This window comes from Frigidibacter sp. MR17.24 (assembly GCF_037095655.1).
Taxonomy (GTDB): Bacteria; Pseudomonadota; Alphaproteobacteria; order Rhodobacterales; family Rhodobacteraceae; genus Frigidibacter.
On record NZ_JBAWKE010000004.1, the window covers coordinates 202,923 to 227,025 of the forward strand.

At 73.1% G+C, this 24,103-nt stretch carries 26 protein-coding genes and 1 riboswitch; of the genes, 9 read left to right on the top strand and 17 right to left on the bottom strand.

Annotation, left to right across the window (positions count from 1 at the left end; translation table 11 throughout):
* Positions 1 to 152: 152 nt before the first annotated feature.
* Together mce and V8J39_RS15355 are read left to right on the top strand one after the other, a co-directional pair.
* Positions 153 to 557, top strand: a complete 405-nt coding sequence (mce, locus tag V8J39_RS15350; protein ID WP_336461805.1) for a methylmalonyl-CoA epimerase — start codon at positions 153 to 155, stop codon at positions 555 to 557.
* Positions 557 to 868 carry a DUF1467 family protein gene (locus V8J39_RS15355; RefSeq protein ID WP_336461806.1) on the top strand — a complete coding sequence of 104 codons (312 nt, stop codon included), beginning with the start codon at positions 557 to 559 and terminating at the stop codon, positions 866 to 868. The genes mce and V8J39_RS15355 overlap by 1 nt, the downstream gene beginning before the upstream one ends.
* 119 nt (positions 869 to 987) lie before the next feature.
* Here the strand turns inward: V8J39_RS15355 and V8J39_RS15360 are convergent, their stop codons facing one another.
* The 7 genes from V8J39_RS15360 to V8J39_RS15390 all read right to left on the bottom strand — a co-directional run bounded on the left by V8J39_RS15360 (position 988) and on the right by V8J39_RS15390 (position 7,701).
* Positions 988 to 1,698, bottom strand: a complete 711-nt coding sequence (locus V8J39_RS15360) for an EI24 domain-containing protein (RefSeq protein WP_336461807.1) — start codon at positions 1,696 to 1,698, stop codon at positions 988 to 990.
* Positions 1,695 to 2,303: a nitroreductase family protein gene (locus tag V8J39_RS15365; protein WP_336461808.1), complete on the bottom strand. Its 609-nt coding sequence runs from the start codon at positions 2,301 to 2,303 to the stop codon at positions 1,695 to 1,697. The genes V8J39_RS15360 and V8J39_RS15365 overlap by 4 nt, the downstream gene beginning before the upstream one ends.
* A gap of 131 nt (positions 2,304 to 2,434) precedes the next feature.
* The gene (locus V8J39_RS15370) at positions 2,435 to 3,967 is read right to left on the bottom strand and encodes a PhnE/PtxC family ABC transporter permease (RefSeq protein ID WP_336461809.1); all 1,533 of its coding nucleotides are present in this window, start codon (positions 3,965 to 3,967) and stop codon (positions 2,435 to 2,437) included.
* The gene (locus V8J39_RS15375) at positions 3,964 to 4,644 is read right to left on the bottom strand and encodes an ATP-binding cassette domain-containing protein (protein ID WP_336461810.1); all 681 of its coding nucleotides are present in this window, start codon (positions 4,642 to 4,644) and stop codon (positions 3,964 to 3,966) included. Before V8J39_RS15375 ends, V8J39_RS15370 begins: the two co-directional genes overlap by 4 nt.
* Positions 4,644 to 5,492, bottom strand: a complete 849-nt coding sequence (locus V8J39_RS15380; RefSeq protein ID WP_336461811.1) for a putative selenate ABC transporter substrate-binding protein — start codon at positions 5,490 to 5,492, stop codon at positions 4,644 to 4,646. The genes V8J39_RS15375 and V8J39_RS15380 overlap by 1 nt, the downstream gene beginning before the upstream one ends.
* A 302-nt stretch (positions 5,493 to 5,794) precedes the next feature.
* Positions 5,795 to 6,577 carry a 23S rRNA (adenine(2030)-N(6))-methyltransferase RlmJ gene (gene rlmJ, locus V8J39_RS15385; RefSeq protein WP_336461812.1) on the bottom strand — a complete coding sequence of 261 codons (783 nt, stop codon included), beginning with the start codon at positions 6,575 to 6,577 and terminating at the stop codon, positions 5,795 to 5,797.
* A 26-nt stretch (positions 6,578 to 6,603) separates the two neighbouring features.
* A complete protein-coding gene (locus V8J39_RS15390; RefSeq protein WP_336461813.1) occupies positions 6,604 to 7,701 on the bottom strand; it encodes a class II histone deacetylase in 1,098 nt (365 codons plus the stop codon).
* 103 nt (positions 7,702 to 7,804) lie between these two features.
* On the opposite strand from V8J39_RS15390, the gene V8J39_RS15395 reads away from it, so the two are divergent.
* Complete coding sequence (locus tag V8J39_RS15395) at positions 7,805 to 8,068, top strand: DUF167 family protein (protein WP_336461814.1); 264 nt, start codon at positions 7,805 to 7,807, stop codon at positions 8,066 to 8,068.
* 40 nt (positions 8,069 to 8,108) lie between these two features.
* On the opposite strand, the gene V8J39_RS15400 is transcribed toward V8J39_RS15395, so the two are convergent.
* Positions 8,109 to 8,939, bottom strand: a complete 831-nt coding sequence (locus V8J39_RS15400; RefSeq protein ID WP_336461815.1) for a serine hydrolase domain-containing protein — start codon at positions 8,937 to 8,939, stop codon at positions 8,109 to 8,111.
* Between the two features lie 128 nt (positions 8,940 to 9,067).
* Positions 9,068 to 9,304, bottom strand: a complete 237-nt coding sequence (locus V8J39_RS15405; RefSeq protein ID WP_336461816.1) for a hypothetical protein — start codon at positions 9,302 to 9,304, stop codon at positions 9,068 to 9,070.
* 252 nt (positions 9,305 to 9,556) lie between these two features.
* Here V8J39_RS15405 and V8J39_RS15410 point away from each other — a divergent pair, with 252 nt between their 5' ends.
* The 3 genes from V8J39_RS15410 (at position 9,557) to V8J39_RS15420 (ending at position 12,165) form a co-directional block, all read left to right on the top strand.
* Positions 9,557 to 10,318: a M48 family metallopeptidase gene (locus V8J39_RS15410; RefSeq protein ID WP_336461817.1), complete on the top strand. Its 762-nt coding sequence runs from the start codon at positions 9,557 to 9,559 to the stop codon at positions 10,316 to 10,318.
* Between the two features lie 200 nt (positions 10,319 to 10,518).
* The gene (locus V8J39_RS15415) at positions 10,519 to 11,808 is read left to right on the top strand and encodes a DUF2254 domain-containing protein (protein ID WP_336461818.1); all 1,290 of its coding nucleotides are present in this window, start codon (positions 10,519 to 10,521) and stop codon (positions 11,806 to 11,808) included.
* A gap of 105 nt (positions 11,809 to 11,913) precedes the next feature.
* Positions 11,914 to 12,165 carry a DUF6455 family protein gene (locus tag V8J39_RS15420; protein ID WP_336461819.1) on the top strand — a complete coding sequence of 84 codons (252 nt, stop codon included), beginning with the start codon at positions 11,914 to 11,916 and terminating at the stop codon, positions 12,163 to 12,165.
* 242 nt (positions 12,166 to 12,407) lie between these two features.
* Here the strand turns inward: V8J39_RS15420 and V8J39_RS15425 are convergent, their stop codons facing one another.
* Positions 12,408 to 12,878, bottom strand: coding sequence for a 6,7-dimethyl-8-ribityllumazine synthase (locus V8J39_RS15425; RefSeq protein ID WP_336461820.1), 471 nt, complete (start codon positions 12,876 to 12,878; stop codon positions 12,408 to 12,410).
* A 79-nt stretch (positions 12,879 to 12,957) separates the two neighbouring features.
* Positions 12,958 to 13,124, bottom strand: a riboswitch (FMN riboswitch).
* Positions 13,125 to 13,261: 137 nt separating this feature from the next.
* On the opposite strand from V8J39_RS15425, the gene V8J39_RS15430 reads away from it, so the two are divergent.
* Positions 13,262 to 13,627 (top strand): PRC-barrel domain-containing protein, encoded by a 366-nt coding sequence (locus V8J39_RS15430; RefSeq protein WP_442902600.1) that lies wholly within the window; start codon positions 13,262 to 13,264, stop codon positions 13,625 to 13,627.
* A gap of 21 nt (positions 13,628 to 13,648) precedes the next feature.
* Here V8J39_RS15430 and rimO read toward each other — a convergent pair whose 3' ends face one another.
* Together rimO and V8J39_RS15440 are read right to left on the bottom strand one after the other, a co-directional pair.
* On the bottom strand, positions 13,649 to 15,037 hold the full coding sequence (rimO, locus tag V8J39_RS15435) for a 30S ribosomal protein S12 methylthiotransferase RimO (protein ID WP_336461821.1): 1,389 nt from the start codon (positions 15,035 to 15,037) through the stop codon (positions 13,649 to 13,651).
* Between the two features lie 103 nt (positions 15,038 to 15,140).
* Positions 15,141 to 15,812, bottom strand: coding sequence for a GcrA family cell cycle regulator (locus V8J39_RS15440; RefSeq protein ID WP_336461822.1), 672 nt, complete (start codon positions 15,810 to 15,812; stop codon positions 15,141 to 15,143).
* Between the two features lie 376 nt (positions 15,813 to 16,188).
* Here V8J39_RS15440 and V8J39_RS15445 point away from each other — a divergent pair, with 376 nt between their 5' ends.
* The gene (locus tag V8J39_RS15445; protein ID WP_336461823.1) at positions 16,189 to 17,139 is read left to right on the top strand and encodes a hypothetical protein; all 951 of its coding nucleotides are present in this window, start codon (positions 16,189 to 16,191) and stop codon (positions 17,137 to 17,139) included.
* 125 nt (positions 17,140 to 17,264) lie between these two features.
* Here V8J39_RS15445 and argF read toward each other — a convergent pair whose 3' ends face one another.
* Positions 17,265 to 18,191: an ornithine carbamoyltransferase gene (gene argF / locus V8J39_RS15450; protein ID WP_336461824.1), complete on the bottom strand. Its 927-nt coding sequence runs from the start codon at positions 18,189 to 18,191 to the stop codon at positions 17,265 to 17,267.
* A 149-nt stretch (positions 18,192 to 18,340) separates the two neighbouring features.
* Entirely contained in the window at positions 18,341 to 19,519 is a 1,179-nt protein-coding gene (locus tag V8J39_RS15455) for an aspartate aminotransferase family protein (protein ID WP_336461825.1), read from the bottom strand.
* 749 nt (positions 19,520 to 20,268) lie between these two features.
* Here V8J39_RS15455 and V8J39_RS15460 point away from each other — a divergent pair.
* Complete coding sequence (locus V8J39_RS15460) at positions 20,269 to 21,060, top strand: response regulator (protein WP_336461826.1); 792 nt, start codon at positions 20,269 to 20,271, stop codon at positions 21,058 to 21,060.
* Between the two features lie 30 nt (positions 21,061 to 21,090).
* Here the strand turns inward: V8J39_RS15460 and V8J39_RS15465 are convergent, their stop codons facing one another.
* From V8J39_RS15465 to V8J39_RS15475, 3 genes are all read right to left on the bottom strand, one after another.
* The gene (locus tag V8J39_RS15465; protein WP_336461827.1) at positions 21,091 to 21,798 is read right to left on the bottom strand and encodes a GNAT family N-acetyltransferase; all 708 of its coding nucleotides are present in this window, start codon (positions 21,796 to 21,798) and stop codon (positions 21,091 to 21,093) included.
* Between the two features lie 145 nt (positions 21,799 to 21,943).
* Positions 21,944 to 23,467, bottom strand: coding sequence for a tripartite tricarboxylate transporter permease (locus V8J39_RS15470; RefSeq protein ID WP_336461828.1), 1,524 nt, complete (start codon positions 23,465 to 23,467; stop codon positions 21,944 to 21,946).
* A gap of 15 nt (positions 23,468 to 23,482) precedes the next feature.
* Entirely contained in the window at positions 23,483 to 23,914 is a 432-nt protein-coding gene (locus tag V8J39_RS15475; protein WP_336461829.1) for a tripartite tricarboxylate transporter TctB family protein, read from the bottom strand.
* Between the last annotated feature and the right edge of the window lie 189 nt (positions 23,915 to 24,103).

Below are 24,103 nucleotides of genomic sequence, written 5' to 3' on the forward strand. Positions count from 1 at the left end.
GCTTTTCGGGGACCTGCGGTGGGCGCATGCGGCGAGGGCACGACTGCGCGCGGTGTCCCCGGGCGGTGACTTCACGTCCGGGCCCGCCCGCGCTCTTGCCCGGCGCGGCCGCGGTTGGCACAACGGAAGCCGGGATCACCGAGGAGGAGCAGATGATCGGACGCCTGAACCACGTGGCCATCGCGGTGCCCGACCTCGGGGCGGCGGTGGCGCAGTATCGCGACACGCTGGGCGCCGCGGTGGGCCAGCCGCAGGACGAGCCCGACCACGGCGTGACCGTCGTCTTCATCGAGCTGCCCAACACCAAGATCGAGCTTCTGCACCCCCTGGGCGAGGACAGCCCGATCCGCGGCTTCCTCGACAAGAACCCGGCGGGAGGGATCCACCACGTCTGCTACGAGGTCGACGACATCCTGGCCGCGCGCGACCGGCTGGCGGCGCAGGGCGCGCGGGTGCTGGGCACGGGCGAGCCGAAGATCGGCGCGCATGGCAAGCCGGTGCTGTTCCTGCACCCCAAGGATTTCAACGGCTGCCTGGTGGAGCTGGAGCAGGTCTGATGTCGATCACCGCCGCGCTCGTGCTGTATTCGGTGACCTGGTTCCTGACGCTGTTCGTGGTGCTGCCGATCCGGTTCCGCAGCCAGGCCGAGGTGGGAGAGGTCGTGCCCGGCACCCCGGCCTCGGCCCCGGCCGACGCGCAGATCGGGCGCAAGGCGAAGATCACCACGCTGGTGGCGACGCCGATCTTCCTGGCGATGGCGGCGGTGATCCTGTCGGGATGGCTCACGATCGAGGACCTCGACTGGTTCCGGCGCATGGGCCCCGGCGGCGGCTGGCGCGAGGTGCCGCTGGCCCCGCGCGGGGGCTGACGCCGGGCGGGGACGCGGGCGAAGGGGCGAGAGGGGGCTCCGCCCCCGCCCCTGCGGGGCTCCCCCGGGATATTTCCGCCAATGCGAAAGCGGGGGATGGCCGCGCGGGGGGCTGGCGCTCAGCCGCGGCCGCGGCCCGCGTCGCGGCGCGCGAGGCGGTGGTAGAGATGGGTGAAGGTCGCCGCGCCGATCACCGGCACCGCGAGGTTGACGAGCGGCACCGACAGCGGCACCGCCATCAGCGCGCCCGTGGCCCAGATCGTCAGCGGGTGGCGCCGGCGCAGCCGCGCCGCCCCCTCGCGCCCGACGCGGCGCATGGCGGCCATCTGCATGTATTCGCGCCCCAGCAGCCAGCCGTTCACCGCCCAGAACAGCACCGGCCCGAGCGGGCCCAGCACGAGGTAGGCGATCAGGGCCAGCGCGTTGACGAGGCAGATCACCAGCAGAAAGCCGGCGCTGTCGCGGATCCCCTCCCACAGGCTGACGCCGGGCGCGGGCGGCAGGTCGGGGAAGTGGCGCGCCTCGACCGCCTCGGCGACGGTGTCGAGGAAGAGCCCGGTGAAGGCCGAGGCGACCGGCACCATCAGGAAGACCGAGGCCAGCAGCATCACCGGCACCACGCCCCATTCGGCGAGCGTCTGCACCCACGACACCTCGCCCCAGTACCAGATCGTGACCGTTCCCGGCACCATCCATCCCACCAGCGCCATCAGCGCCCAGGTCACCGCCGCGAGCAGCGCCACCGCGAGGCCCACGCCCAGCCCCAGCACCCTGAGGAACCGCGCGTCGTGCAGCTGGCCCAGCGCCGCCGCGATCGAGCCCGCGATCATGCGGCGCGCCAGTCGATGGCGGTCTCGGGATCGGGCCGCGGCCGGTCGGGCGGCAGCGAGGTCTCGGTGCCGATGTGGACGAAGCCCGCGATCCGCTCGCCCTCGGCCAGCGCGAGGCCCTCGGCGAGGAAGCCGCGCTCGTAGGCGGGCCAGCCGGTCAGCCAGCAGGCGCCCCAGCCCGCGGCCTGCGCCGCGTTGCACAGCGCCGCCGCCGCGGCGCCCGCGCTCAGCACCTGTTCCCATTCCGGGACCTTCGCGGTGTCGCGCGGGACCGAGACCACGGCGACGCACAGCGGGCTGTCGGCGAATTGCGCGATGCCCTTGGCCGCCTGGTCGGGCGCCAGGCCCGCCGCCTCGGCCCGCTGGCCCGCCAGCCGCGCCAGCCGGTCGAGCGCGCCGCGCTCGAGCACGATCAGCCGCCAGGGTTCAAGCTTGCCGTGATCGGGCACGCGCAGCGCCATCGCCAGCAGCGGCGTCAGCGCGGCACGGTCCGGCGCCGGCGCGGTCAGCGTCTTGGCCGGGCGCGAGCGGCGGGTGGCGAGGAAGTCGAGCACCTCGGGCCGCGCGGTCAGCGGGGTCGAGGCGACGGGATCGGGGGCGGTCATGCGGCATCTCCGGTTGTCGCCTCCGGATGTCGGCCATCGGGCCGTGATCTTCAACCCCGCCCCCGCTTTCGCATTGGCCGAAATATCCCGGGGGGCCGCCGGAGGCGGCGGGGGCAGCGCCCCCTCGGCGCTCAGCCCGGGCCGCACCCCGCCTGCTCGGCACGCCCCGCGCCGGCCGGAATTCCGGCAGAAGCGCCGTCCGGCGCCCCCGCCCGCAGCCCCGCCCGCAGCCGCGCGCGCAGCCCCCGCGACAGCGCGTCGATGCCCAGCGTGACCAGCACCGTCACCACCAGCAGCGCCACCACCCGGTCCAGCCGCAGCTCCTGCAGGTTGCGCTGCACGAAATAGCCCAGCGTCCCCACCCCCAGCAGCCCCATGATCGCGCTTTCGCGCAGGATGATCTCCCACCGGTAGAGGCACAGCGCCCAGAAATTCGCCTGCAGCCGCGGGAACAGCTCCCAGGCCCAGAGCGTCAGCCCGCGCGGCGCATCGGCGCGCAGCGCCAGCCCCTGCGCCTGCCGCCCGGCGAGATGGGCGATGATGGCGCCGTTGTGCAGCGCGAGCGCGAGGATCGCGGGCAGCATCGAGGCGCCGAAGACCTGCAGGAACAGGAAGGCCAGCACGTATTCGGGCAGCGAGCGGAACACGACCAGCACGGCGTGGCCCAGCGCCGCCCCGGCCCGCCCCACCACCCGCGGCACGATCAGCGGGAAGGCCGCCGCGGCGAAGACCGTCGTGCCCGCCAGCGCCACCTGCGACAGCACCAGCGTCACCACCACCCCCGGCCAGGCCTGGTCGAGGAAGACCTTCGACAGCCAGCCCTCCCATCCGGTGCCGCCGCGGATCGGCGCCGGCACGATGTCGGACAGGAACCGCCCCAGCGCGCCCGGCCCCATCGGCGGCACCTCGACCTGCGCCAGCGCCAGCAGCGACAGCGCGAGGAACACCGGCACAAGGCGCCAGCGCATCCAGTGCCTGAGCGGCAGGATCAGCCCGAGGAAGATCATCAGCACCGCCGCCGCCTCGGCGTAATGGGCCTGCTTGAAGAAGGTCTCGAGGTGGAAGCCCAGCGTCGGCAGGCCGATGAAGCCCAGCACCGCCGAGGAGCGCATCGCGCATTCGAGGCGATAGAGCGTGTAGACCCGCATCTCGGGCAGGCATTGCGGCAGCCGCAGCCACAGCAGGCGCAGCACCGGCGGCAGCGCGCCCGGCAGCGCGCGGGCGGGGCCGGGGTCGGCCTCGTCGAGATAGTCGGCGAAGACCTTGGCGCAGATGCCCGCATAGGGCAGCCCGATCGCCAGCACCCCGGTCAGCGGCGACAGGCCGGTGAGGTTGATCAGCAACAGCGCCCAGAACAGCTCGTGCAGCGCGCGCAGGCCGATGCAGGCGAGGCGCACCGGGGCGCGGCGGTAGAAGGGCGCCGCCAGAAGCCCGAGGCCCGCGCCCAGCGCCACGCCGACGAAGGCGAAGGCCAGCGTCAGCGCCGTGCCCCGCAGGATCGCGCCGGGATCGCTCAGCGCGGGGTGCAAGAGCCCCTGCCCGATCCGCGACAGGATCAGCCAGGGGTCGGGCTGCTGGCCCGAGAGGTCGGCGCGCCAGAGCGCGGCGAGGCTCAGCACCGCGAAGATCGCCAGCATGCCGCGGCCCGTAAGGCGCGGGATCATGCGTAGAGGTCCATCACCTGCGCCTCGGTCAGGGTCGCGGGGGCCGCGTCCAGCACGATGCGGCCGTCGCGCAGGCCGAGGATGCGGGTGGCGAAGGCCATCGCCTGGCCGACATCGTGCAGCGCCAGCACCGCGGTCGGGAACCGCGCGGCCAGCGCCGCCAGAAGCGCCGCGCCCTGCGCCGGGTCGAGCGCCGAGACCGGCTCGTCCGCCAGCACCACCGCGCCGCCGCGGGCCAGCGCGCGCGACAGCGCCACGCGCTGGCGCTGCCCGCCCGACAGCGCCGCGACCGGGCGGCGGCCAAGCCCCGCGAGGCCGGTCTCGGCCAGAGCCGCCTCGGCCAGCGCGCGCTCGGCGCGCGAGGGCCACAGCAGCGTGCGCAGGTTGCGCGCGGTGCCGTGGCGGTCGAGCTGGCCCATCCAGACGTTGTGGAACACCGACAGCGGCCCGACGAGGCCGTGGTCCTGCGCGACGATGGCAAGCTCGCGCCCGCCCGGTCCCGCATCAAGCCGGCGGCGCAGCGTCTCGAGCAGCGTCGACTTGCCGACGCCGCTGCGCCCCATCAGCACCACCCGCTCGCCCCGGTGCAGGGTCAGCGTCAGCGGGCCCAGCACCGGCGCGCCGCCCCAGCCGGGGCGCTCGTCGCGCAGGCACAGCAGGGGCGCGTGGGCCGGCATCAGTCGATGATGTCGAGATCGCGCGCGGTCTTCTCGATCGGCGCGTAGAGATCGTTGCTGGCCGGCACGAAGGCCTTGCGCGGGAAGCTGTCGAGCAGCGCGGGGTCGGTCATCCCGACGAGCGCGGCCTGCACGCGATCGGCGAAGCCCTCGCCGAAGCGGGCGTCGACATCGCCGCGGATGGTCCAGTTGTAGTCGGGATAGCTCGGCGTCTGCCACAGCACCCGGGTGTTGGCGACCTCGGGGGCGTTCTCGGCCACGGCCTTGTCGTAGACGGTGTAGTTCAGCGCGCCGACGTCATAGGCGCCCGAGGCCACCAGCCGCAGCGTCTGGCCGTGATCGCCGGAATAGCCGACCTGCGAGAACAGATCGGACGGCGCCTGGCCGGTCTTCTCGCGGATCCAGTATTCCGGCATCAGCCGGCCCGAGGTCGAGGTCTCGGCGCCGAAGGTGAAGCTGTGGCCGGCGATGGCGGCGGGGAAGTCGTCCGAGGGCTGCAGGCCGGTCGCGGCATTGGCGATGAAATAGGTGACGAAGGCCTGGTCCTCCTCGCCCTGGGCGATGGCGCGGGCGCCGGGGACGGCGGCGCGGGCCTGCACGCCGGTCAGCCCGCCGAACCAGGCCAGCTGGATCTGGTCGTTGCGGAAGGCCGCGATCGAGGCGGCGTAGTCCTTGACCGGCACGTATTTCACCTCGACCCCCAGCTGGGCGCTGAGATAGTCGGCGACCTTCGAGAAGCGGGCGATCAGGCGGGTCTCGTCATCGTCGGGGATGGCCGAGAAGTACAGCGCGTCGGCCGCGGCGGGGGTGGACAGCGCGAGCAGCAGCGCGAGGGCGAGGCGTTTCATGGGCACTCCGGAAACTCTGGCGGGCCCGGGCGCCGTGGGGCGGCCCCGAGCGGGGATGTCGGTGAGCGGGGCGCCGGCGCCCGGGGGGGCGCGGCGGCCGTTGCCGGGAGCGTGTCGCGCAGCGTGGCGGGGCTGTAAACCCCTCAGTGCATTCCCGCGCGGCCGGACTGCGTGGCCGGACGACTCCGCCCGAATACTCCGCCTGTCCGATCGATCGGCTCATGCGAGCGGCGGATGGCCCTCCCCGTGCGGCGGGCCCATGCGCCCGCCCCTCCGGCTGGCGGGGGCGGCCGTCGCGACGGTCAGAGCCGGGCGAAGCGCTTGGACAGCCGCGCGGCCTCGTCGGCGAGGCCCCAGGGCGGGTTGATCACGAACATGCCCGAGCCGACCATGCCGTGGCCGGGCCGGGCCGGGGGGAAGCGGACCTCGTGCGAGAGGGCGTCGGGGAAGGCCTGGCGCAGGCGGATCACCATGTCCAGCTGCAGCCCCGAGGACAGGATCGGGTACCACAGCATCAGCACGCCCACGTTCCATTTCCGCGCGACCTTGCCGAGGAACTCGGGGATGGCGCGGTAGTCCTCCTTGACCTCGAACGAGGGGTCGCAGAGCAGCAGGCCCCGCTTCGGCTCGGGCGGGGTGCGCGAGAAGGCCATGTCGAAGCCCGAGACGCGGTGGACGTTGCCCGTCCAGGGCTCGATCGCCTCGGTCAGGGCGGCGTGTTCGGCCGGGTGCAGTTCGGCCAGCTGCATCGCGTCGCCGGGGCGCAGCGCGAGCGCCGCGATCAGGGGCGAGCCGGGATAGGCCGCGGGGCCGAAGCGGTCGCGCACCTCGGCGAGGTGGCGCAGGTAGGGATGGTCGGGGGCGAACCACTGTTCCGCCAGCGCCCGGGTGATGCCGGCCGCGGCCTCGCCCGTCTTCAGCGCCTCGGGGCCGGCAAGGTCGTAAAGGCCCCGGCCAGCGTGGGTTTCAAGGTAGCTCAGCGGCTTGTCCTTGCGCGTCATGTAGTCGAGCGCCGCGCTGAGCAGCGCGTGCTTGTGGACATCGGCGAGGTTGCCCGCGTGATAGAGGTGCTGGTACGAAAGCATTCCCGCCCCTTAGCCCAGATCGCCGCCTAGAGGAACAGCCCCGCAAGCTCGGAGATCCGCGACGAGAAGAAGGCCTGCGCCTCGGGCCCCGGCTGGCGCGCGATCAGCGTCGCGCCCAGCGGATCGGGGGCGCGGATCGGCTCGCCCGACAGCTCCTCGATCACCGCATGGCCGCAGAAGGGCACGTGCACCTCGGAATAGCCGCCCTCGTGCACCATCACCAGCCGGCCCTGGCACAGCTCCTCGGCCGCGGCCTTGACCATGCCGGTCATCGACCGGAACGTCTCGGTCGTGCACAGCATCCGGCCCAGCGGATCCATCGCCCCGGCGTCGAAGCCGCAGGCGATCACGATCGCCTCGGGCTCGAACCGGCGCAGGAGCGGCAGGATCACCCGCTCCATCAGTTCGAGATAGGTCGCGTGGCCGGCGCCGGGCGGCAGCGGCAGGTTGACGTTGTAGCCATGCCCCCGCCCCTCGCCGCGCACCATCGCGCCACCGGTGTCGGTCGGGTAGTTCCATTCCTGGTGCACCGAGATCGTCAGGACCTCGGGGTCGCGCAGGAAGATCGCCTCGGTGCCGTTGCCGTGGTGGACGTCCCAGTCGATCACCGCCACGCGCCGCGCGAGGCCGTGGGCCTGCGCCGCCCGGATCGCGACGGCGATGTTGTTGATCAGGCAAAAGCCGTTCGGGAAATCGGGCAGGGCGTGGTGCCCCGGCGGGCGGCTGAGCGCATAGGCGTTGCGATGCTCGCCCCGCAGCACCGAGGCCAGCGCCGCGGTGGCGAGGCCCGCCGACAGCGCCGCCGTCTCGTAGCCGTCGCGGCCGAAGGGGGTGCGCAGGCCCAGCTCGCCGCCGCCGGCGTCGGACATCGCCTTGAAGGCGTCGAGATAGCCCGCGTCGTGCACCCGGCCCAGATCCTCGCGCGTGGCGGGCGCGGCCGAGCGGGTGTCGAGCCGCGCCATCAGGCCGGTGACCTCCATCACGTTCTTCAGGCGGCGCTTGGTCTCGGGGCTTTCGGGCAGGCCGCCGCCGGGCTGCACCAGCCCGCCCACGGGCATGGTCAGCGCGTAGTTGCCGCCATGGTGCCAGAAGCAGCGTTCGTCGGTATAGAAGGCGGTGGTCATGGCGGGCTCCGGGCTCTTGCGGCGGCGAAAGCGTAGAGCGGCCGCCGGAAAAGGACCAGAGCGGAAGGGGTTCGCGGATGCGCGGCGCAGGAGGACGGTCGGGGTGGCACGGCACGAGGTCGAGGATCTGGCGGCGCTGGCGGTGCCGGGGACGGTGATCGCGGTGCGGGTCAGCCCCGGCGTGCGGCGCAACCGGCTGTGGCGCGATGGCGACGCGATCCGGATCGAGGTGACCGAGGTGGCCGAGAAGGGCCGCGCCACCGCGGCGGCGGCGCGGCTGCTGGCGGGCGCGCTGGGGGTGGCACCGTCGCGGCTGGCGCTGGTGCGCGGGGCCGCGGCGCGCGACAAGCTGTTCCGGCTGGACTGATCAGGCGGGACCCGTCGGGAGACCTGTCAGGCGGGACCTGTCAGGCGGGGCCGGCGGCGGCCGCCAGCGCGGTCTCGGCCGCGGTGCCGGGCCCCGGGGCGAAGGCCGCGAGCGTGGGGCGGCCCGGCCGGTCGGGCAGGTGGTAGACCGCCGCCGACGAGAACGGCCCGCCGCCCGAATGGCCGATGACCCGCCCGGCCGCGCCGAGATCGCCGATCATCAGCCCCAGCCCGTAGCCATGCCGGCGCCAGGGCCGGCCCGGCACCGCCGCCCCGAGCGGGCGGGCGCGCGTCATCTCGGCCAGAAGCGGCGCGGGCAGCAGCTCTCCGCCGGCCAGCGCCGCGAGCAGCCGCGCCGCCGCGGAGGGCGGGCCGATGGCGAGGCCGTGCGCGACCCAGCCCGGGTGATAGCCCCCGGCCGGCAGCCACGACACCCGCGCAAGATCGGCGCGGCCCGTCGCGATCCGGCTGTCGTCCAGCCCGAGCGGCGCGGCCAGATCCTCGGCGAACAGCGTGGCCAGATCGCGGTCCGACGCGCGCTCCAGCGCCTCGCGGGCCAGAAGGTAGCCGATGTTGGAATAGTGAAAGCCCTGCCCCGGCGGCCCCGGCCGGCCCTGCGCCAGCGTCTCGGCCAGCAGGCGGTCGCGCGGCCAGGGATCACCGCCGGCGGCGACCGCCGCGTGCCAGCCCGGCAGGCTGCCGTAGTCCGGAAGCCCCGCTTCGTGGGCCAATAGCCTGCGAAGCGTGATCCCGGAAGCCAAATCGCCCGGCAGCGCCGGGGCAAGCGCCGCATCCAGCGCCAGCCGGCCCGCGGCCACCTGCCGCAGCGCCAGGATCGCGATCGCGGTCTTGGTGACGCTCCACCACGCCACCGGGGCGTCGCCGCCGCCGGTCCTGTCGCCTGGCCTGTCGCCGGGCCTGTCGCCGGGCGCCTGCCCGGACGCGGCGCCGGTCAGGCGGGCGAGGCGGATCGTCGCGCCGGGGCTCAGGAATTCGGGGCTCAGGATTTTGGCTTCAGCCGATAGACGCCCTCGGGCAGGTTCAGCGCCGCGGCCAGCTCGCGGACCTGCGCCATCGACAGGGTGATGCGCACGACGTCGTCGCGGCGGGTGTCGAGCTGTTCGAGCACCACGCAGTCCTCGAAGCCCTGGACGGTGACATCCTCCTGCAGCGGCGCGGCGCCCTCGTCGACGAGGGTGATCACCGTGGCGTCGAAATCATGTTCGATCGTGAACATCGCGGGGCCTCCTGTCCGGGGCGCCGCCTGCGGGCGCCCCCGGTCTCAGTCTGGCAGGCTTCGGCCGCCGCGACAACGTATCGCCCGGAACCTTGGCCGGAACCTTGGCCGCGGTCAGGGCTTCGTGATCGCCGCGCCCCCCGGTGCGGCGGGGCTTTTCCGGGCCCGCGCGCGCCGCTAGGGTCGGCGGCGCGGGTCCCCCGCCGCGACGCGGCGCGGACGGGGCCGGCCCGAGGAGGACCAGACCCGACGATGCCCTGCCCTGCCCTTCCCCTGCCGCTTCCGCGTCGCGCGCTGATGGCGCTGGCGGCGCTGGCGCTGTCGGCCTGCCAGCAGCTTGGCGGCTACCAGCCCGCCGGCCCCGCGCCGACCGCGCCGCTGCCGGCCTACGACGCCGACACCGGGCCGCTGACCGCGCGCGAGGCCGCGCGCAACTTCGCCAGCGTCGTCAACCGGATGGAGCCCGCGATCGAGGCCGAGTGCCGCCAGCGCGCGCCGCAGTCGAACTGCGATTTCCAGATCGTGGTCGACGACCGCCCCGGGCAGGAGGCCAACGCCTTCCAGACGCTGGACGACAGCGGGCGGCCGATCGTGGCCTTCAACCTCGCGCTGATCGGGGATGCGCGGAACATGGACGAGCTGGCCTTCGTGATGGGGCACGAGGCCGCGCATCACATCGCAGGCCACATCCCGCGCCAGCAGCAGTCGGCGGCGGCGGGGGCGGCGATCTTCGGCGGGCTCGCGCAGGCCTACGGGCTGGACGCGGCGCGCGCGCAGCAGATCGGCGCGGGCCTCGCGGGGCGCGCCTATGCCAAGGATTACGAGCTGGAGGCCGACCGGCTGGGCACGATCATCGCCTTCGATGCCGGCTTCGACCCCGAGAAGGGCGCACGGTTCTTCACCCGCCTGCCCGACCCGGGCGACCGGTTCCTGGGCAGCCATCCCCCGAACGCCGAGCGCATCCAGGTGGTGCAGGCGACGCTGGCCGCGATCCGCTCGGGCCAGATCCGCTAGCGGCGGAACCGGCGCGCCGCGGCGGGACTTTGACCTTCGGGGCCGCGGGTCCGCGGGCTTCGCGATGGCAGCCGGCCGGGTGGCGGGTTTTGGAACGGGCGGTCGAGAGGGCGGTGGATGCGGGCAGGGCAACGGCGGGCAGGAGCAGCACAGGCGGCCATAGGACAGGCGGCCGCACCCCGGGCGCAGGATCGGCGGCGATGAGTTCGGCCTGGCTGTGGAAGCTGTGGCGCGTCACGCGCGGGCTGTGGGTGCGCGCGGCGCTGTTCGGACTGGCCGCGATCGCCGCGGCGCTTCTGGGGCTCGCGCTGGCGCCCTGGCTGCCCGAGGATCTCGGCGCCGAGGTCGGCGCCGACTCGCTGGACGAGATCCTGTCGATCCTTGCCTCGTCGATGCTGGCGGTCACGACCTTCTCGCTGTCGACCATGGTGTCGGCCTATTCGGGGGCCACGTCGAACGTCACGCCGCGGGCGGTGCAGCTGCTTCTGGAGGACCGCACCAGCCAGACGGCGCTCTCGACCTTCCTGGGCGCCTTCATCTTCGCGCTGGTGGGGATGATCGTGCTGCAGACCGGGCTGTACGGGCTGCGCGGGCGGGTGGTGCTGTATGGCGTCACGCTGGCGCTGATCGTGCTGATCGTGGTGACGATGATCCGCTGGATCCAGCACCTGAGCCAGTTCGGCCGCGTCGCCAGCACCACCGCCCGGGTCGAGGAGGCGACCGCCCGGGCGCTTGACGCGCGCGCCTGCGACCCCGCGCTCGGCGGCCAGGCGCTGGCGCCCGGGACGGCGGTGCCGCGCGCCGCGCGTGCGGTCCTGTCCGCGCAGACCGGCTATGTGCAGCATGTCGACCTTGCCGCGCTGCAGGCCGCGGCCGAAGAGGCCGGGATCGAGATCTGGCTTGACGCGATGCCGGGGGCGCTGGTGCACCCGGCGCAGCCGCTGCTGCACCTGGTGCCGGGCGGGCCGGTCACGGGCGCGCTGCCCGAGGCGCGGCTGCGCGCGGCCTTCGCGATCGACGCCCGGCGCGGGTTCGAGCATGACCCGCGCTTCGGTCTTGCGGTGATGGCCGAGATCGCGAGCCGGGCGCTGTCGCCGGCGGTGAACGACCCCGGCACCGCGATCGACGTGCTGGGGCGGCTGCTGCGGCTGTTCGCCGACTGGTCGGCGCCGCGACCGCCGGCGGCGGTGCGCTATCCGCGCGTGCGGGTGCCGCTGCTGTCGGTGGCCGACATGTTCGACGATGCCTTCGCCCCGATCGCCCGCGACGGCGCGGCGATGGTCGAGGTGCAGATCCGGCTGCAGAAGACGCTCGCCGCGCTGTCGGCGATCGCGCCGCCGCGCTTCGCCGCCCCCGCGCGGGCGATGTCGGCAGACGCGCTCGCGCGGGGCGAGGCGCTGGCCCTGCCCGGCGAGCGCGCGCGGGTCGCGGCGGCGGCGCCGGCCGCGGAGGGCGCGGGCGACCGGCCGGGGCCGGACGACCGGGCCTGATCCAGCCCGACCTGATCGCCGGGACCGCCGGCTGCGCTTGATCCAGATCAAGGCGCGGGGGCGAGTCTCGGCGCACATTCGGGTCATCGAGGACAGGAGGCGGACATGTGCGGCACCCGGACGGTACACCACCACGCGCAGCTGGTGAACGCGATGGCCGGAGCGCTGGGGGTCGACCTGACCGAGCGGCTCGACGCAGGGACGCTGTCCTCGGAGGATTGGGCCGAGATGGTGCTGGGCTGCAGCGGTTGCGCCAACCCCGAAGGCTGCGGGCGCTGGCTGGCCGAGCATCCGCAGGCCGAGGCGGCGCCGGACTATTGCGTCAACGGCGAGGAGCTGGGCGCGATGCGGCGCTGAAATGCCGGGCCGATATGCTGGGCTGGGGCCCGGCGACACGAGATGGGAGGATCCCGTCGCCGCGTGGGGAGAGACGCGGCGGTTCATGGGCGGGAGCGGGGGTCGGTCTGGGGAGGCCGGCCCCCGCGTATTTTTCGGCGCGCCGTCGCGGCCCCGGAGAGACCCCGGAGAGACCCCGGAGAGACCCCGGAGAGACCCCGCCCGGCCGCCGGGCAGGGCCCGGGCCCGGGCGGGCCCCGGTCTCAGGCCGGCTCGGCCAGGTGCAGCGGCGCCGTGCCGGCGGCATCGATCCGGGCATGCAGCGCGACCGCGGCCAGTGCCGCGCGGGCGGCCTCGCGCCCCTTCTCGACGAAATGCGCCCGGAAGATCGCGCCGTGGTGGCCACCCTCCTGGTAGTGGTGCGGCGTGAGCGAGACCGAGAGCACCGGCACCCCGGTGTCGAGGCCCGCGCGCATCAGCCCGTCGACCACCGCCTGGGCGACGAAGTCATGGCGGTAGATCCCGCCATCGACGACCAGCGCCGCCGCCGCGACCGCGCCATAGCGGCCGGTCCGCGCGAGCTTGGTCGCCACCAGCGGCATCTCGAAGGCGCCGGGCACGTCGAACACGTCGACATCGGCGGCCGGGATCAGCTGCAGGAAGCCCTCCAGCGCCTGGTCGACGACGTCGGAATGCCAGTTGGCCTTGATGAAGGCGAAGCGGGTGTGTGTCATCTGTCTGTCTCCTTGCATGCGACACGTCACCCAAGGCGATCACACGGCCCCCGGCCGCCCGGGGGGGCGGCAGGCAGGGTCATGGTCTCTTCCATCCGGACTGTAACCGTCGGCCCGGGCATCGCACCCGGTCTGCTGACCCCTGCCCGGCGCCCGGTCGGGGCGCATGGCAGGGCGCTCGCGGGCTCGCGGGGGGATGCCCCGCATACCGCCGGTGGGGAATTCCGCCCCGCCCTGAGAACGGCGCCATCCCTGCCGATTCGCGAGCCGGGCGCAAGCGGGATCGTCATCGCGGCCCGGGACGCACCCCGGCACGCGGCCCGGAACGCGGACCCCGGGACGCGCGTTGTGTCCCCGAACGCATCACGGAAGGAGGATCCGTCATGATGGACCAGTTCACCACCCGCTCCGCCCGGCCGCAGATCTCGTCGCGCGACGTGACCGGCCAGACGGTCTATAGCCCGACGGGCGACAAGCTTGGCCATATCGAGGAGCTGATCATCGACAAGGCCTCGGGCAAGATCGCCTATGCCGAGATGGGATTCGGCGGCTTCATGGGGCTGGGAGAGGAATTCCACCCGATCCCCTGGTCGAAGCTGAGCTATGATGTCGAACTCGACGGCTACGTCACCGACATCACCAAGGACCAGCTCGAGGCCGCGCCGAAGCGCGACGACGACTGGCGCACCGACCGGCGCTGGGAAGAGGGCTACTTCAGCTACTACGGCGCCGTGCCCTACTGGATGTAGCGCGCCCCCGCGCGGGCCGGGTCAGGCGATCCGGCCCCACAGGTCGTAATCCGACGCCTCCTCGACCTCGACGGTCAGCATGTCGCCGGGGGCGAGCCCCTCGAACCCCTCGTCGATATAGAGGTTGCCGTCGATCTCGGGCGCGTCGGCCATGGTGCGGCAGGTCGCGCCCTCGGCATCGACCTCGTCGACGATGACCTGCTGCAGGCTGCCGACCTTGGCGGCAAGCTTGGCCTCGGAGATGGCCTGCGCCTTCTCCATGAACCGCTCCCAACGCTCCTGCTTGACCTCTTCCGGCACGTGGTCGGGCAGGTCGTTCGAGCGCGCACCGGCGACATTCTCGTATTTGAAGCAGCCGACCCGGTCGAGCTGCGCCTCGTCCATCCAGTCCAGAAGCACCTGGAACTCGGCCTCGGTCTCGCCGGGATAGCCGACGATGAAGGTCGAGCGCAGGGTGATGTCGGGGCAATCGCGGCGCCAGGCCGCGATTTCGTCCAGCGTGCGCGCGGCGGCGGCGGGGCGGGCCATGCGCCGGAGCACACCCGGATCGGCATGCTGGAACGGGATGTCGAGATAGGGCAGCACCAGCCCCTCGGCCATCAGCGGGATCAGCTCGCGCACATGCGGGTAGGGGTAGACGTAGTGCAGCCGGACCCAGGCCCCCAGCTTGCCCATCTCGCGCGCGAGATCGGTGATGTGGCTGCGCACCTCGCCGCCCTTCCAGGGGTGCAGGTCATGCTTGCGGTCGACGCCGTAGGCCGAGGTGTCCTGGCTGATCACCAGCAGCTCGCGCACGCCGCTTTCCACCAGCTTCTCGGCCTCGCGCAGCACGGCATGGGCCGGCCGGCTGGCCAGCTTGCCGCGCATGTCCGGGATGATGCAGAACTTGCACTTGTGGTTGCAGCCTTCCGAGATCTTCAGATAGCTGAAATGGCGCGGCGTCAGCTTGACCCCGGCCGCGGGCATCAGGTCGATGAACGGATCGGGCGCCGGCGGCACCGCCTTGTGCACCGCGTCCAGCACCGCCTCGTACTGGTGCGGCCCCGTCACCGCCAGCACGCTCGGATGCGCGCCGGTGATGAATTCGGGCTCGGCCCCCAGGCACCCCGTCACCAGCACGCGCCCGTTCTCCTTCAGCGCCTCGCCGATCGCCTCGAGGCTCTCGGCCTTGGCGCTGTCGAGAAAGCCGCAGGTGTTCACGATCACCGCGTCGGCCCCCTTGTAGTCGGGGCTGATCTGATAGCCCTCGGCCCGAAGCCGGGTCAGGATCCGCTCGCTGTCGACCAGCGCCTTCGGACAGCCGAGGCTGACCATGCCGATCGTCGGCTGCCCCTCGCGGCGCGCGGCGCCCGCATCGAACTGGGGCGCGGGCGCAAGATCGGGGCGAAGGTTCGGCGGGTTGAGGCTCATGGCATCTCTCGGAAACGGGAAGGGGAAGGACGCAGCCCTTCCCCCTTTCGCATTGGTTCAAATATCCCGGGGTCCGGGGCAGCGCCCCGGTCCGGCGACGGTCTCAGCGCCGGCGGTCGCGCCGGGCGCTCATCGGCTGGAAGGCGACGCCGACATGGGCCTCGCAATAGGGTTTTCCGGGCTGGGCATGCAGGCCGCAGAACCAGAAATCCTCGGTCGCCGGGTCGCCGATCGGCCATTTGCAGGTGCGCTCGGTCAGCTCCATCAGCGTGAGCTTGCGGGCGCGCTTCTCGACCTCGCGCACCGAGGCGAGCGCCTCGGGGCTGATCTCGCCGGCCGAGGGCTGCGGCGGCAGCGGCTGGCCGGCGACGGCGACCATCGGGCGGCGCGGCGGCACCGGCGTCGCGGCGACCGGGGCGGCGGGCGCCGGGCGCTCGGCGGCGGCGGGACGCTCGGGCCGGGCCGGCGCGGCGGCGGGCGCGGGGCGCGGGGTGGCGGCGGGTTCCACGCGCGGGGCGGCGGCGGCGGGGGCAGGCTCGGCGCGCGGGGCGGCGGCGGCGGGCGCGGCGGCCGGGGCCGCGGCGGGGGCGGCCGGCGCCGCGGTCTCGGGCTTGCCATCGGCCCCGCCGACGCGGTTCGACAGGCCGAGGCGATGCACCTTGCCGATCACCGCGTTGCGGGTGACGCCGCCCAGTTCCTTGGCGATCTGGCTGGCGGACTGGCCGTCCTGCCACATCTTCTTCAGAAGCTCGACGCGTTCGTCGGTCCAGGACATCGGATGGCCTTTCCTTGTGGTCGGTCGCGAGGCGCGGACGGGCCGCCGCACCCCATGCGGCCAAGGGAGTCTAGCCGCGACGCGACTAGATACAAGCACGGCGGCGCGAATTCAAGGCGCAAGCGGGATGGGGCGCAAGCGGGATCGGGCACAGGCAGGATCAAACCCTGGCGCTTTGGGGCGACGGCGCGGCCGAAGGCGACCGGGGGGTTGCCGGGGGTTGCCGGGGGGCGGGCCCGGCGGGGTGTAGCCGGAGGGTGACGCCGCCCTGCCCGCGGGTGTACCCTTGCACGATATCGCAACGGAATCGTTTCAACCCTTGATTTCAAAGCGCCGCGCCATGTTCGCAGCGGGGCACGTGCCGGGGGCCGGGTTCATGACCGACAAGCCGCAGCAGCCCACCATCGCCGCCGGTCCCTGGGACATCCTGCGCCCGGTGCTGCTGGGACGGACGCGGCTGGGCAGCCTGCTGCGCGCGGCGCTCGCGGTGGTCGCGGCCGCGGTGCTGGTGCAGACCTGGACCCAGGGCTCTGCCGCCGAGGCGATGGGGCTTGCGCCGCTCCTGCTGCTGATCGGGCTCGGGACGCTGGCGCTGACCAGCGTGCCGGCGCGGTCGCTGCGCTGGCTGGGAAACCTGCTGACGCTGCTGGTCGCGATCTGGGCCAGCGCCGCCACCGCGGCGCTGGTGTCGGACAACGCGCTGCCCTGGATCGCGCCCTGGTCCTGCCTGACGTTCCAGCCCGGCCGGTGCGAGCTTGACCGGACCGCGCGCGCCGCCCCGGTGATCGCCCGGGCCAGCGCCGAGGCGACGGTCTCGACCCGGCCGGAGCCGGTGCCGCTGCCCACCCCCCTGCCCGGTCCCTTGCCCGAGCCGCCGGCCGCCGGCAACGGTGATGGCAGCGACGATGGCGACACGCTCTCGGCCGCACCCGGGGTCGCGCCGTCCGACCCGCGGCCGCCGCTGACGCCCGAGCCGCCGGCCTTGCCCGAGCCTGCGCCCGCGGCGGCGCCGCCGGGCTGGGCGGGACGGGTCTTCGTGCAATACGCCGGATTCGAGCCGGCGCGGGTGATCGCGCTGTCGGGGACGCTCGATGCCGCGGGCTGGAACGTGCAGGGCTGGCGCCAGGGCGGCGAGCGCATCGCCTCGGCCAGCGGGCTGAACGAGGTGCGCTTCTTCCACCCGGCGGACGAGGTGGCGGCGGTGGCGCTGGCCGAACAGGCGGTGACCGCGCTGCCGGGGGCGGCGCGTCTTGCGGTGCGCGACCTCTCGGCCACGCGCTTCGGGCGCGCGACGCCGGGACAGCTCGAGCTGTGGATCAGCCCCTGAGGCGGGCCGGGCCGCGCAGGGGGCCGGCCCCGGGGCCGGCTTTCCCCGCGCGCCCGCCGCCGTCCCGACCGATCCGGGGCCGGGGCCTGCCGGCCCGCCCCTTTCCGTCCCGGCGGTGCGGCGGGTCAGAGCCCGAGGCACCAGCGCATCACCGCCTTCTGCGCGTGCAGGCGGTTCTCGGCCTCGTCGAAGATCACCGAATGCGGGCCGTCCATCACGCCCGAGGTGGCCTCGTCCTCGCGGTGCGCGGGCAGGCAGTGCATGAACAGCGCGTCGGGCTTGGCGCGCGCCATCAGCGTCTCGTTGACCTGATAGCCGCGCAGCAGGTTGTGCCGGCGCTCTTTCGAGGACTGGCTGTCATGCATCGACACCCAGGTGTCGGCGACGATGATGTCGGCGCCCTCGACCGCCTTCATCGGGTCGCGTTCGATCGCGAAGCGGGCGCCGCTGTCGCGCACGAAGCCCTGCCATTCGGGCTCCGGGTCGAGCTGCGAGGGGCCGGTGAAGGTGAAATCGAAGCCGAGCTGCCCGGCGGCATGCATCCAGCTGGCGCAGACGTTGTTGCCGTCGCCGGCCCAGACCACCTTGCGGCCGGCGATCGGCCCGCGGTGTTCTTCGTAGGTCATGACATCGGCCATGATCTGGCAGGGATGGGTGCGGTTGGTCAGGCCGTTGATCACCGGGACGGTGGCATAGTCGGCCATCTCCTGCAGCGTCGTCTCCTCGAAGGTCCGGATCATGATCATGTCGACATAGCGCGACAGCACCCGGGCGGTGTCGGCGATCGTCTCGCCATGGCCGAGCTGCATCTCCTTGCCCGAGAGCACCATCGTCTGCCCGCCGAGCTGGCGCACGCCGACGTCGAAGCTGACGCGGGTGCGGGTCGAGGGCTTTTCGAAGATCAGCGCGACCATGTGGTCCTTGAGCGGCTGGTCGTCATCGGGCGCGCCCTTCGGGCGGCCGGCGCGGGCGCGCTTCATCGCGAGGCTCTGGTCGAGCATCTGGCGCAGGTCGGCGGGAGAGGTCGTGTGGATGTCGAGGAAGTGGTTCATCTGGGGTCACTTGTGGGGAGGTCGGTGGGGGCTGTCTGCCCCCACACCCCCGAGGATATTTTCACCAATGCGAAAGGGGCGCGGTCTGACAGGGGCCGGCGCCTCGGCGCCGGCGGGACCTGCGGGGGATGAGCCGCGCCCGGGACATGTCAGGCGGCCTTCGCCACGGCGCTGGCCGCGCGGTCGAGCCGGGCCAGCGCCTCGGCGATGTCGGCGTCGGGGATGTTCAGCGGCGGCAGCAGGCGCACCACGTTCTCGGCGGCGGGCACGGTGAGCACCTGTTCGCCATAGCCCGCCTTGACCACATCGGCCGGGGCGACCTTGCATTTCAGGCCCAGCATCAGCCCTTCGCCGCGCACGCCCTCGAAGACATCGGGATGGGCGGCGACCAGCGCCTCGAGGCCCTGGCGGAAGAGGCCGGACTTGCGCCGCACCTCGGCCAGGAAGGCCGGGTCGGCGACGATCTCCATCACCTTGCCGCCGACGGCGCAGCCGAGCGGGTTGCCGCCGTAGGTCGAGCCATGGGTGCCCGCGACCATGCCCGAGGCCGCGTTTTCCGTGGCCAGCACCGCGCCCAGCGGGAAGCCGCCGCCGATGCCCTTGGCCACGGTCATGATGTCGGGGGTGATCCCGGCCTGTTCGTGGTAGAACAGGGTGCCGGTCCGGCCCATGCCGCACTGCACCTCGTCAAGCACCAGCAGCGCCCCGGTCGCGTCGCAGAGCGCGCGGATCTCTTTCAGCTCGGCATCGGGCCAGACCTTGATCCCGCCCTCGCCCACGATCGGCTCGAGCATCACCGCCGCCGTCGTCTCGGTCACCGCGGCCTTCAGCGCCGCCATGTCGCCCCAGGCGAGGCGGGTGAAGCCCGGCAGCAGCGGGCCGAAGCCCTTGATCATCTTCTCGCCGCCCGAGGCCGCGATCGCCGCCGAGGACCGGCCGTGGAACGAGCCGTCGAAGGTCACGATCTCGACCCGGTCGGGCTGGCCCTTCTCGTACCAGTACTTGCGGACCATCTTGACCGCGAGTTCCGTCGCCTCGGTGCCCGAGTTGGTGAAGAAGACCGTGTCGGCGAAGGTCGCATCGACCAGCGCCTGCGCGAGCCTTTCCTGCTGCGGGATCTTGTAGAGGTTCGAGACGTGCCAGAGCTTGCCGGCCTGCTCGGTGATCGTCGCGACGAGGTCGGGGTTGGCATGGCCGAGCGCGTTCACCGCGATGCCGGCGCCCAGGTCGAGGTATCGGGTCCCGTCCGTGGTGGTGAGCCAGGCACCCTCGCCCGAGGTGAACTCGAGCGGCGCGCGGTTGTAGGTCGGCAGGACGGGGGCGATCATGGGGTGTCTCCCGGGGAAGAAGGCCAATGGGTGCGCGATTGCCCGGAACGAGTCAACTGCGCGGGGGATTTGTGCGGGGTCTTCGGAGGGGGTGCAAGGGCCGATGGGCACCGCGCACGGGATCGGAACGTCAGGCGCGTTGGCGTCGACGTCGGGGCAGCGTGAAAAGGGCGGCCTGGGCGATCATGCGCATCCGCTAGCCGGGATCCGGCCCGCAGGCAAGGAAAATCCGCTTCGGCAGGCGCCTTAACGCGGGCTTAGGGGATCGCCGTGCAGGCTCGACCGGGTTGGCCGGGCTGGGCGTCCTGTGTCGTCGCGCGGACGGCCTGCCACGGGTGGACGGTTGTCCCGGCGGGTGCGGCCGCGGGTGACACCGGGCCGGCTGCCGGCGCGCCAGCGCCGGCCCTCGGTGATGCCCTTCGAGGGCCGGTGCGGGGCCGGTGCGGGGCGGGTGCGCGGCTGGTGCGGGCCAGGTGCCGATGCGGGGCGGGCGCGGATGCTGGTTTGGTGCGGGTCGGGTGCGGGTACGATCCGCGCGCCGGGGTTCACGATGGCCAACAGGATCGTGGCCGACGATGGCCCCGGCCCGGGCGTGACCCCGGGGCGGGCATGGCCACGGCCAGGGCCGCGCCTGCGGCACCGATGCCGGCGACGCCCGCAGTGACGAGCCGTGCCCAGACCGATGCGCCCTGCCCCAGACACGCCGATCCAGACACGCCGACCCAGACGCCACCGGAACGAGTTGCGCCATGTCCGACGATCACGATCCCGAGCCGCCCGCCCCCCCGCCCCCGGCGAGGCCCCATGCCGGTGCGGCCGCGCCGCCGCGCGCCGGCGGGCCGGCGACGGTCACCATCCGCCGACCCGACCCGCTGCGGCCGCTGCAGAACCTCACCGTGCTCGCGGTCGAGGACAGCCGCTTCGCCTCGGAGGCGCTGCGGCTTCTGTGCCTGCGCTCGGGCGCGCGGATCCGGCGCGCGGATTCGCTGGCGGCGGCCGAGCGGCACCTGACCACCTATTGCCCGGACGTCGCGATCATCGACCTGGGGCTGCCAGACGGCAACGGCGCCTCGCTGATCCGGCGGCTGGCCCGCGCGCGGTCGAGGGTGCCGGTGATCCTGGGCCTGTCGGGGCGCGACGACGCGCGCGAGGAAGCGATGGCGGCGGGGGCCGACGGCTTCCTCGCCAAGCCGATCCCCAGCCTCGCCGCCTTCCAGCAGACCCTGCGGGAGCTGCTGCCGGACGAGCTGCGCAGCGTGCCGCCGCGGGGTCTCGACCCCGGAGAGGCGCCGGCGCCCGACCTGCTGGCGCTGCGCGACGATCTGGCGCGGGCGGCGGGCATCCTTGAAGATCCGGCGCCGGGGACGGCCGAGCTGGACTATGTCGCGGGGTTTCTTGAGGGGCTCGCGCGGCTGTCGGACGACCCGGCGCTGGCCGAGGCGGCGGCCGCGCTGCTGCGCCACCGCCAGTCGGACCACGCCGGGATCGGGCGGTTGCGGCAGATGGTCGACGCGCGGCTGGCGGGCAACCCGGCGCTGTAGCCCGGGACGCCGCGCCATGCCGGGCGGCGGTCAGCCCAGGGCCGGGTCCGAGCTGACGCGCACGAGGGCGGTGAGGTCCGACAGACGTTCGATCTGCCGGCCCTCGGCGGTGAAGTTGCCGGGCGAGAGCCAGACGCGGAACGCCTCGCTGAGCGACGGCCAGTCCTGGTCGGTGATCGCGAACCAGGCGGTGTCGCGGTTGCGGCCCTTGTAGATCGTCGCCTGCCGGAACACGCCCTCGTAGCTGAAGCCCAGCCGCTGCGCCGCGCGGCGCGAGGGGATGTTCAGCGAATCGCATTTCCACTCGAACCGGCGGTAGCCGTTGGCGAAGGCCCAGGCGATCATCAGGACCAGCGCCTCGGTCGCGACGCGGCTGCCCTGCAGCTCGGGCGCGAGGTTGATGTGCCCGACCTCGATGCAGCCGACCGGGGGATCGACGCGCAGGTAGCTTGCCACCCCGCCCAGATGCCCGGTGCCGCGATCGCGGATCGCGAAGAACATCGGGTCGGGCTTGCCCTGCACGTCGCGCACCCAGCGGTGATAGGTCGCGGCCGAGGAGAAGGGCCCGTAGGGCAGGTAGTCCCAGATCGCGTCATCCGCGGAATTGGCGCGGAACAGGTCGGCGGCATGATGCTCGGCATCCAGCGGCTCGAGCTGGGCCCAGCGGCCCTCCATGACCTGCGCCACCGGCGGCAGGGCCGGGGTCCAGCCCGGAACCGGGTCGCCGAATTTCTTCATCTGTTTCCGCTCCTTCAGCGCGAGACAGGGGCGATTCTAGACGCGGGCCGCCGCGTGGCAAGGGGCAAGCCGCGCCGGCGCCGCCCCTTTGCAACGACAAACGGCCGGGCGGGGCCCGGCCGTCGTTTCGGCGCTGGTGCGCGGATCAGTCCTCGATCTGGTCGTGCGCCTGCGAGATGTTGCGCTTGAGGACCTTGCCGAAGACGATCGGCAGCACGAAGCCGATGATCGCGATCGCCCAGAGGGTGATCGACAGCGGCGAGTGGATCAGGGCGCCCCAGTCGCCGTCCTCGATCTGGATCGCGCGGCGGAGGTTCGATTCCATCGCGTTGCCCAGCAGCGTGCCCAGGATGATCGGCACCAGCGGCACGTCGAACTTGCGCAGCACCCAGCCCAGCACCCCGAAGCCGATCATGACCAGCAGGTCGAAGGTCGACCCCGAGATCCCGTAGACGCCGATGAACGACACCATGGCGACGATCGGCATCAGCACGCGCGGCGGGATCATCAGGATGCGGGTGAACAGGCCCACCATCGGGATGTTCAGCGCCAGCAGCATGACGTTGGCGATGAAGAGCGCCGCGATCAGGCCCCAGACCACGTCGGGGTTGTTCTGGAACAGGAGCGGCCCGGGGGTGATGTTGAGCGACAGGAGCACCGCCAGCAGCACCGCCGTGGTGCCCGAGCCGGGCACGCCCAGCGCCAGCATCGGCACCAGCGCGCCACCGGCGGCGGCGTTGTTGCCGGCCTCGGGCGCGGCGACGCCACGCGGGTCGCCCTTGCCGAAGGTGCCCTTCTTGTCGACGAGCTTCTTTTCCAGCGCATAGGCGATGAACGACCCCAGCGAGGCGCCCGCCCCCGGCAGCACACCGGCCAGGAAGCCCAGCACGGTCGAGCGTGCCATCGTCGGCGTGCAGTCCTTCAGCGTCTGGGCCGTGGGCATCAGCCGGCCGATCTCGATCTTCTGCTCGGCGGCCTCGCCGTGGCGGGTCTCGAGGAAGACGAAGACTTCGGACAGCGCGAAGAGGCCGACGATCGCGACGAGGAAGTCGATCCCGTCATAGAGATGCACCTCGCCGAAGGTGAAGCGCGGCACGCCGGTCTGGGTGTCGACGCCGACCATGGCGAGCGCGAGGCCCAGACCGGCGGCGAAGGCCGACTTGGCCTGGTTCGTCGCGGAGACACCGCCCAGCGTGGCGAAGGCCAGCGCGAAGAGGGCGAAGTATTCGGCCGGTCCGAACAAGAGCGCGATCTTGACGAGCTGCGGCGCCAGCAGGATCAGGCCCCAGGTCGCGAAGAACGAGCCCACGAAGGACGCGATGCCCGAGATCGCCAGCGCCTCGCCGGCGCGCCCTGCCCGGGCCATCGGGTAGCCGTCGAGACAGGTCATCATCGCCGGTTCGTCGCCGGGGATGTTCAGCAGGATCGACGAGATCCGCCCGCCGTACATCGCGCCGTAGTAGACCGAGGTCAGCAGGATCAGCGCCGGCGTCGCGCCGAGGCCGAGCGAGAAGGCGAGCGGGATCAGGATCGCGACGCCGTTCGACGGGCCAAGGCCCGGCAGCGCGCCGATGATCGTGCCCATGAAGGCCCCGAGCAGCGCGAGCGCGAGGTTTTCCCAGGTCAACGCGATGGCGAAGCCGTCGCCCAGGTGTTGAAGCATGTCCATGTGCGCAGGCTCCCGTCAGAAGCCCCAGGGGCCGCGCGCCAGCGCGAGCCCGAGGAGCAGGTGGAACACGACGTAGATCCCGACCGACGATCCGATCCCGGTCAGCAGCGCGCCCAGCGGCCGCGAACCGAGGCGCCAGCTGAGATAGGCGGCGCAGAAGACGGTGGCGACGACGAAGCCCAGTACCGGCAGCAGTTCGGTATAGGCGACGAAGACCAGAACCGCGAAGACGATCTCGGCGAAGCGGCCCCAGGTCGGCCACTCCGGCTCGGGGTCGGGTTTCAGCAGGAAGAAGATCGACGACAGCCCCAGCAGGGCCGCGATGATGTAGGGGAAGGCCTTCGGGCCCACGACATCGGACAGGAAGCTTTCCTCGATCACGCTGGCCTGCCAGGCGTAGATCACGGCGAGCACCAGGCCGATGATGCCGAAGATGCGGTCGCTCATCGCTGTGTTCCTAGGATCGGTGCGGTTTGGGATCAGTAAGCGGCTGGTGACGCGGCCCGCACGGCATGCGGGCCGGGGCCGCGTCAGGGTCGGGGGGGGGGGGGGGGGGGGGGGGGGGGGGGGGGGGGGGGGGGGGGGGGGGGGGGGGGGGGGGGGGGGGGGGGGGGGGGGGGGGGGGGGGGGGGGGGG

What these genes read in the sequence shown, in the direction of transcription:
- mce (WP_336461805.1), top strand. Translation starts at nt 153, where the DNA reads ATGATCGGACGCCTGAACCACGTGGCCATCGCGGTGCCCGACCTCGGG.
- V8J39_RS15355 (WP_336461806.1), top strand. Translation starts at nt 557, where the DNA reads ATGTCGATCACCGCCGCGCTCGTGCTGTATTCGGTGACCTGGTTCCTG.
- V8J39_RS15360 (WP_336461807.1), bottom strand. Translation starts at nt 1,698, where the DNA reads ATGATCGCGGGCTCGATCGCGGCGGCGCTGGGCCAGCTGCACGACGCG.
- V8J39_RS15365 (WP_336461808.1), bottom strand. Translation starts at nt 2,303, where the DNA reads ATGACCGCCCCCGATCCCGTCGCCTCGACCCCGCTGACCGCGCGGCCC.
- V8J39_RS15370 (WP_336461809.1), bottom strand. Translation starts at nt 3,967, where the DNA reads ATGATCCCGCGCCTTACGGGCCGCGGCATGCTGGCGATCTTCGCGGTG.
- V8J39_RS15375 (WP_336461810.1), bottom strand. Translation starts at nt 4,644, where the DNA reads ATGCCGGCCCACGCGCCCCTGCTGTGCCTGCGCGACGAGCGCCCCGGC.
- V8J39_RS15380 (WP_336461811.1), bottom strand. Translation starts at nt 5,492, where the DNA reads ATGAAACGCCTCGCCCTCGCGCTGCTGCTCGCGCTGTCCACCCCCGCC.
- rlmJ (WP_336461812.1), bottom strand. Translation starts at nt 6,577, where the DNA reads ATGCTTTCGTACCAGCACCTCTATCACGCGGGCAACCTCGCCGATGTC.
- V8J39_RS15390 (WP_336461813.1), bottom strand. Translation starts at nt 7,701, where the DNA reads ATGACCACCGCCTTCTATACCGACGAACGCTGCTTCTGGCACCATGGC.
- V8J39_RS15405 (WP_336461816.1), bottom strand. Translation starts at nt 9,304, where the DNA reads ATGTTCACGATCGAACATGATTTCGACGCCACGGTGATCACCCTCGTC.
- V8J39_RS15410 (WP_336461817.1), top strand. Translation starts at nt 9,557, where the DNA reads ATGCCCTGCCCTGCCCTTCCCCTGCCGCTTCCGCGTCGCGCGCTGATG.
- V8J39_RS15415 (WP_336461818.1), top strand. Translation starts at nt 10,519, where the DNA reads ATGAGTTCGGCCTGGCTGTGGAAGCTGTGGCGCGTCACGCGCGGGCTG.
- V8J39_RS15420 (WP_336461819.1), top strand. Translation starts at nt 11,914, where the DNA reads ATGTGCGGCACCCGGACGGTACACCACCACGCGCAGCTGGTGAACGCG.
- V8J39_RS15425 (WP_336461820.1), bottom strand. Translation starts at nt 12,878, where the DNA reads ATGACACACACCCGCTTCGCCTTCATCAAGGCCAACTGGCATTCCGAC.
- V8J39_RS15430 (WP_442902600.1), top strand. Translation starts at nt 13,262, where the DNA reads ATGATGGACCAGTTCACCACCCGCTCCGCCCGGCCGCAGATCTCGTCG.
- rimO (WP_336461821.1), bottom strand. Translation starts at nt 15,037, where the DNA reads ATGAGCCTCAACCCGCCGAACCTTCGCCCCGATCTTGCGCCCGCGCCC.
- V8J39_RS15440 (WP_336461822.1), bottom strand. Translation starts at nt 15,812, where the DNA reads ATGTCCTGGACCGACGAACGCGTCGAGCTTCTGAAGAAGATGTGGCAG.
- V8J39_RS15445 (WP_336461823.1), top strand. Translation starts at nt 16,189, where the DNA reads ATGACCGACAAGCCGCAGCAGCCCACCATCGCCGCCGGTCCCTGGGAC.
- argF (WP_336461824.1), bottom strand. Translation starts at nt 18,191, where the DNA reads ATGAACCACTTCCTCGACATCCACACGACCTCTCCCGCCGACCTGCGC.
- V8J39_RS15455 (WP_336461825.1), bottom strand. Translation starts at nt 19,519, where the DNA reads ATGATCGCCCCCGTCCTGCCGACCTACAACCGCGCGCCGCTCGAGTTC.
- V8J39_RS15460 (WP_336461826.1), top strand. Translation starts at nt 20,269, where the DNA reads ATGTCCGACGATCACGATCCCGAGCCGCCCGCCCCCCCGCCCCCGGCG.
- V8J39_RS15465 (WP_336461827.1), bottom strand. Translation starts at nt 21,798, where the DNA reads ATGAAGAAATTCGGCGACCCGGTTCCGGGCTGGACCCCGGCCCTGCCG.
- V8J39_RS15470 (WP_336461828.1), bottom strand. Translation starts at nt 23,467, where the DNA reads ATGGACATGCTTCAACACCTGGGCGACGGCTTCGCCATCGCGTTGACC.
- V8J39_RS15475 (WP_336461829.1), bottom strand. Translation starts at nt 23,914, where the DNA reads ATGAGCGACCGCATCTTCGGCATCATCGGCCTGGTGCTCGCCGTGATC.